Source organism: Deinococcus rhizophilus, assembly GCF_030271215.1.
Classification (GTDB): Bacteria; Deinococcota; Deinococci; order Deinococcales; family Deinococcaceae; genus Deinococcus; species Deinococcus rhizophilus.
Genome location: NZ_JASNGB010000186.1, coordinates 1 through 5,828 on the forward strand (window position 1 = coordinate 1; position 5,828 = coordinate 5,828).

At 72.7% G+C, this 5,828-nt stretch carries 9 protein-coding genes; 5 read left to right on the plus strand and 4 right to left on the minus strand.

Going from position 1 to position 5,828, the window contains the following annotated elements; translation table 11 throughout:
- From QOL99_RS14465 to QOL99_RS14480, 4 genes are all read left to right on the plus strand, one after another.
- Positions 1-653, plus strand: a 653-nt coding sequence (locus QOL99_RS14465; protein WP_285524848.1) for a PfkB family carbohydrate kinase, incomplete at its 5' end; no start/stop codon positions are given.
- Positions 654-730: 77 nt separating this feature from the next.
- On the plus strand, positions 731-1,237 hold the full coding sequence (locus tag QOL99_RS14470; protein WP_285524849.1) for a DUF1999 domain-containing protein: 507 nt from the start codon (positions 731-733) through the stop codon (positions 1,235-1,237).
- Positions 1,237-1,461, plus strand: coding sequence for a heavy-metal-associated domain-containing protein (locus tag QOL99_RS14475; RefSeq protein ID WP_285524851.1), 225 nt, complete (start codon positions 1,237-1,239; stop codon positions 1,459-1,461). Before QOL99_RS14470 ends, QOL99_RS14475 begins: the two co-directional genes overlap by 1 nt.
- 6 nt (positions 1,462-1,467) lie before the next feature.
- Entirely contained in the window at positions 1,468-1,785 is a 318-nt protein-coding gene (locus tag QOL99_RS14480; RefSeq protein WP_285524853.1) for a DUF503 domain-containing protein, read from the plus strand.
- 128 nt (positions 1,786-1,913) lie between these two features.
- Here QOL99_RS14480 and lepB read toward each other — a convergent pair whose 3' ends face one another.
- Entirely contained in the window at positions 1,914-2,708 is a 795-nt protein-coding gene (gene lepB, locus QOL99_RS14485; RefSeq protein ID WP_285524855.1) for a signal peptidase I, read from the minus strand.
- A gap of 49 nt (positions 2,709-2,757) precedes the next feature.
- Positions 2,758-3,555: a patatin-like phospholipase family protein gene (locus tag QOL99_RS14490; protein ID WP_285524856.1), complete on the minus strand. Its 798-nt coding sequence runs from the start codon at positions 3,553-3,555 to the stop codon at positions 2,758-2,760.
- A gap of 57 nt (positions 3,556-3,612) precedes the next feature.
- Here QOL99_RS14490 and QOL99_RS14495 point away from each other — a divergent pair, with 57 nt between their 5' ends.
- Positions 3,613-4,365, plus strand: a complete 753-nt coding sequence (locus QOL99_RS14495) for a serine/threonine-protein kinase (protein WP_285524857.1) — start codon at positions 3,613-3,615, stop codon at positions 4,363-4,365.
- Positions 4,366-4,437: 72 nt separating this feature from the next.
- Here QOL99_RS14495 and QOL99_RS14500 read toward each other — a convergent pair whose 3' ends face one another.
- Both QOL99_RS14500 and QOL99_RS14505 read right to left on the minus strand, forming a co-directional pair.
- Positions 4,438-5,307: a DegV family protein gene (locus QOL99_RS14500; protein WP_285524860.1), complete on the minus strand. Its 870-nt coding sequence runs from the start codon at positions 5,305-5,307 to the stop codon at positions 4,438-4,440.
- Positions 5,304-5,828, minus strand: a 525-nt coding sequence (locus QOL99_RS14505; protein ID WP_285524862.1) for an NAD(P)-dependent oxidoreductase, incomplete at its 5' end; no start/stop codon positions are given. The genes QOL99_RS14500 and QOL99_RS14505, both read right to left, overlap by 4 nt.

Genomic DNA, 5,828 nt, shown 5'->3' on the forward strand with positions numbered 1-5,828 from the left:
CGCTGGACGCTCCGACGGGCCTCGCCCTGATCACGGTGGCCGAGGGCGGCGAGAACGCGATCACGGTGGCGAGCGGGGCCAATGCGCGGATGACGCCCGGGCATCTGCCCGCCGACCTTTCCCCCTTCACCCACCTGCTGCTGCAGGGCGAACTGCCTGCGGCGGTCAACCGCGAGGCGGCGCGGCGGGCGCACGCGGCGGGGCTGACCGTCCTGCTCAACGCGGCCCCCGTGCAGGCGCCCGACCCCGAGCTGCTCGCCCACGTCACCCACCTGCTCGTCAACGAAACCGAACTCGCCGCCCTCGCACCCGCCGGGGGCAGGGTGGACGGAGACGGGGGAGGAGTGGACAGAGAGGTGGAGGCGCAGGCCCGCGCCCTGCGGGCAGCCGGGCCGGAGGCCGTCACCGTGACCCTGGGAGCACGGGGCAGCCTGACGGTGGCTGGAGCGCAGACGTATGCCCTCCCCGCCCTCCCGGTCACCCCCGTGGACACCACCGGAGCGGGCGACACCTTCGCGGGTGTGCTGGCCGCCGGACTGCCCCTCCCGGGGGCGCTGCGGACGGCGGGCGTGGCCGCTTCCCTGACCTGCACCCGCCCCGGAGCGCAGGACGCGATGCCCACGCGGGAGGAGATTCAGGCGAACCTGCGGTGAGCCAGAGACGGGGGGCGAGCGGCGCGGGAAGCACAGCAGACCGGCAGGCGGCCCTGCGGCGCTAGGCTGAGCCTGACATGCTCCGCTACCGCACCTTTACCGAGGCCGATTTCGAGGCCCTTGCCCAGCTTGACCTGACCGCCCAGCGCACGGCGGACCCCGCCTTCGACACCCTGCCGGAGCGCGAGCGCACGGGCCGCCTCAGCACCAGCGTCCCGGCCCTGAAGTTCTACGAGCGCAGCGAACACTCCTTTGTCGCGCAGGGGGAGGGGACGGGGCTCGTCGGGGCCGTCCTCGCCCAGCACGTCTGGCAGGGGGACCGTCCCATCGTTCTGGTGCGGTCGTTGCTGCTCTCACCCGGCGCTCCGGACGAGGCGGCGGCGGGGTTGCTGCACGCCGTCGTCAAGAGCGCCTACGACAGCGCCGTGTACGAGGTCCACTTTCCGGTGACGCCCGCGCTGGAGGGCGCCGCCCGGCAGGAGGAAGCGCACCTGCTCGGCGGGTACGGCATCTGTCACCTCGGCACCCGCGCGGTCACGGCGCCGGGCACCCGGTTGGTCCGGCCGGATGGGGGCGCGGCATAATGGCCGCCATGACCCTCAAGCCCACCCGTGTGCTGCTCGGCGTGCGCGGTATGACCCGCGACGCGGGCGAGCGCGTTGCCCAGCACCTCCGTTCGCTTCCCGGCGTCGCCCAGGCCACCCCCGACGACGGCCAGATCGAGGTCCACTACGACCCCTCCCAGCACACCGTCATGGACCTCGTGCGGGCCGTGCGCTCGCAGGGCTTCCTGGCCGGGATGCTCTGAAGGCCGGTGGCCCTCGGCTACGTCGGCGTCCTGACCATCCGGGTGGAGATGCCCTGGGTCAGTAACCTCAAGGAAAAACGCGCCCTGGTGCGCCCGGTCGTCGAGCGCCTCAAGGCCCGCTATCCGCTGACCGTCGCCCGGCTCGACGGCCTCGACGCCCACGACTGGGAGGTGATCGGCGTCGCTACCCTCAGCAACGACTACGGCTGGGTCGAGGAAACCCTGCGGATGGCCGCCGACTTCATCGCGCGGGAGGGCGAGTACCGGGTCGCCTGGGAAGAGACGGACATCACGGTGCTGGGCGGGGAGGACGGGGAGGAGTAAGGAGGAGAGCGGCCGGAGAGACCCCTCACTCCCTGGCTTCACCAGACCCCTCTCCCCCGGCCGCCGTCCCACCAGGAACCAGAACGCCGGGCCTCCCTCTCCGGGTGCCCGGCGTTCCCGTGACCGAATCAGCGTTTCGCCTGATCTCCCAGCGCCGACTTCAGCGCGTCGAAGGCTTCCGGGCGGTCCAGGACGCGCCAGTTCATCACGCTCTCGCCGCTGAGGTTGGCGACCTGCCCGGACGCGCAGTCGTAGGTGGCATTGGCCTTGCGCATGATCGGCCACACGACCGCCGCTGCCCGCCCCGCGATGTCGCGCATGGGCACCGGCCCGAAGAGGCGCGAGTCCTCGCTGCCGCCCGCCGTGCGGTTGTCGCCCATCACGAAGTAGTGGCCGTCCGGCACCGTGATCTCCTCGCGGTCGGGCACGATCCCGCCGATGCTGGAGGTCGCGCCGTTCGCCAGCGGGCTCTGGGTGTCCCAGCAGCCCTGCTCCCGCCAGTAGTCGGTGGTCCAGCCCTGGTCGAGGGGCACGCCGTTGACGGAGACCTCGCCCCCTTCGATGCGGATGCGGTCGCCCGGCAGGCCGATTAGCCGCTTGATCAGAAAGGGGCGGTAAGTCCACAGCCCGAAGGGGCCGGGGCGGGTGAGGCCAGCGGCGCGGTCGGCGGCCTCGCGCGGGGGCTTGAAAATCAGGATGTCGCCCCGGCTGAAGTCGCCCACACCCGCCTTGTGCAGCCACGTCTCGTACTTGGGCACGAACACCCGCTCGCGGTCGCGCAGGTTGGGCATCATGCTCACGCCGTCGACGCCCACCAGCGTCGCCAGGAACTGGGTGATCACCACCGCGAAGACGATGGGTTCCAGCACTTCCTTCCACAGTTTGCCCAGCGGACCGCTCCCGGCCCCTTTCAGTCTTGTCATGCCGCTCCTTTGATCCGCCTAATCCGCCGCGCAGGATAGCAGGGCACGGTCAACCCTCCCCCACCAGCGCCCGCACCCGCGCAAGCTCGGCCCGCGCCGCCGCCTCGCCCGCTGCTCTTGCCTCGGCGCCCCGGCGAAAGGACGGCAGGTCGATGTCCCCGAGGTCCGGGCGCAGCAGCACGTCCGGGCGGTAAAGGCTCAGCCGGGCGTCGGTCAGCTGCGTCTGCATGATGTCCACCGCCCGCCGCAGCGAGCGCACCCTTCCCAGGTGGGACTCCGAGCGCCAGCGCCGCCGCCCCGGGCGTTCCAGCGGTTCGGCGGCCGTCACGTCCACCGCCACGACCTGCCGCACGCCCAGAAACAGCGCGGCGTCCACCGGCACCTGGTTCAGAATCCCGCCGTCGGCCAGCAGCATGTCGCCGTACGGCACCGGGTCGATGGCTCCCGGATAGGCGGTGGTCGCCCGCAGCGCCGCGTACAGGTCCCCGCCCCGCAGGTACACCATGCGCCCGGTCAGCACGTCCGTCGCGGTGACGGCCAGCGGCCGCTCCAGCGCCTCGAAGGTGGGCGGAAGGTGGGCGGCGAGCCACGCCCCGAACGCCGACGCCCGCAGCAGTCCCCTTCCCAGCCGCCAGTCGAGCAGCCGCCGCCACGACACGGTTTCCGAGATGCGCTGCAACTCGCCTGCGCCCGTCCCCGCCGCGATAAAGGCCGCGACCAGCCCGCCCACCGAGGTGCCCGCCAGCACCTGCGGCGGCAGCCCGGCTTCCTCCAGCACCCGCCACACGCCGACGTGCGCCAGCCCGCGTGCGCCCCCGCCCCCCAAGACCAGTCCATACCCCGGCATGGGGGGATTGTAGGGCGCTGCACCTTCGGGCGCCCGGTGGAGTACCGTGGGGGCAGGATGCCGCTGGCAGGACAGATCGTGGGAGAGGGGGTGCGCCTCGTGCGGCCCCTGGGGCGCGGCTCGCACAGCGTGGTCTATTTCGCGGTCGATGCCGAGGGGCAGCCCCGCGCGGTCAAGATCTTCGAGCCGCACTTTGCCGCCCACGCGGAGCGCGAGCTCTCGCACGGCGCGGGCCTCGACCATCCCCGGCTGGTGCGGGTGCTGGCCCCGGTGACGGTGGAGGGGCGCCCCGCCCTGCTGGTGACCTACGCCCGTGGGCAGGTGCTGTTCACCCGTTATGCCCACCGCCCGGCCCTGACCCACGACCGCCGGGCCTACCTGCTCACGCTCGCACACCTGCTGGGCGCCCTGGGGCACCTGCATGAGCGCGGCGTGGTTCACCGCGACGTGAAGCCGGAGAACATCATCGCGGAGCCCGACGGCAGCGCGACCCTGGTCGACTTCGACCTCTCGGGGCCGGTGGGAGAGACCTTCGCCGCGCCCATGCGCATGGGCACCGCCGCCTTCCAGAGCCCGGAGTCGCGCCGGGGCGAGCCGCTGGGACCCGCGAGCGACCTGTACGGGGTCGGCGTGCTGCTGGGCTGGGGCCTGCACGGAGCACTGGGGGTTCCCGACGTGCCCCCGCCTCCCGCCGCCGACCCCCTCGACCCCCTGCTCGCCGCCCTCACCGACCCCGACCGCTCCCGCCGCCTGGGGGACGCGGCCGAGGCGCGGGAATGGCTGCTGCGGCTGGCGGGGCTGCCGTACTGAAGCGGCCGTACTGAAGCGGTCAGCCCTCAGCTCTCGGCCCTCAGCCCTTCCTGACCGCTGAGGGCTGAGGGCTCACTTCTCCCAGACCCATCCTCCCGGTGCCGCCGCGACGCCCAGCGCCCGTGGCCCGGTGTGCACGTTCAGGACCGGGTTGACCCCCGCGAAGCCCGACCACACGACCGGGTGCCGGGCCTGAATCGCGGCCAGCAGCGTGTCGGCATCCTCGCGCACCGAGCCGTACAGCAGTCCCAGCCGCAGCGGGGTGCCCTCGCCGTGGCGGGCGGTGACCTGGGCGGCGACGGCCTCGATGGCCCCCTTGTACGACCGCGCCCGGCCCACGTTGGTGTAGATCGCGGCCTCCTTGTCCACCGTGATGACGGGCTTGAGGTTCAGCAGGCCGCCCAGCGTGGCCTGCACCCGCCCGATGCGCCCGCCCCGGCGCAGGTACTCCAGCGTCTCGATGGTGAAGTACAGCTCGGTTTCCTCGTGCGTGCGCCGCAGCCAGTCCAGCGCCGTCTCCAGCGACTCGCCCCGCTCGGCGGCGGTCACGGCGGCGTGCACCTGAAAAGCCTGCGCCGCGCTGAGGGTCCGGGTGTCGTGGATGGTGACGTTGACCCCCGGCACCAGCGCGAGCGCCTGCTCGGCGGCGTTGCGGCTGCCCGACAGCCCCGCGCTGATGGTGAGGGCCAGCACGGGCAGGCCGCCCGCTCCGGCCTGCTGGTAGGCTTCGGCCCAGTCCTGCGGGGTGGGCTGGCTGGAGGTCGGGTGCGCGGGATTGGTCTGCAGTTCGCGGAACAACCACTCGCGCGTGATCTCGCCCATGCGGTAGCTCCTGTCCCCGAAGTTCAGGCTGAAGGGGGCGACGGGCACGGCGTTGCGAAGGTCGGTGAAGGCGTCGAGGCCGCCGTCGGTCACGACGGCAAACTTGGCATTCTGGGTCATCGGATTTCCTTGTCGTTCATCTGTTCGATCAGCCTCAGGGCGGCGGTGTGGTCCTCCCCGGCGCCGACCACCGTCGCGGCGGCCCGGAAGAGGGCCTCGGTTTGCATCAGCACGGGCGCACTCGCTCCCGCCGCCCGCACCACGTCGGCGGCGATTCCAGCGTCCTTCGCCAGCAGCCCCAGCCCGAAAGTCACCGGAAATTCGCGGGTCAGGACCCGCTGTCCGATCAGGTTCTCGGACGCGTTGCTGCGGCCACTGCTCGCGTTGATGACCTCCAGCGCTCCTGCCACCTCCACGCCCGCCCGCGCCAGCGCCGCCAGCCCCTCGCCCGCGGCCCACAGGTTGACCGCCAGCAGCGCGTTGTTCACGGCCTTGACCGCGAAGCCCGCCCCGGTGCCGCCCACATGCACCACCTTGCCCGCGAAGGCGAGCCCCGGCCGCACCGCTTCCAGCGCCCCCGCGTCCCCGCCCACCATCACGGTGAGGGTGCCCGCCTGCGCCCCGGCGGTCCCGCCGCTGAC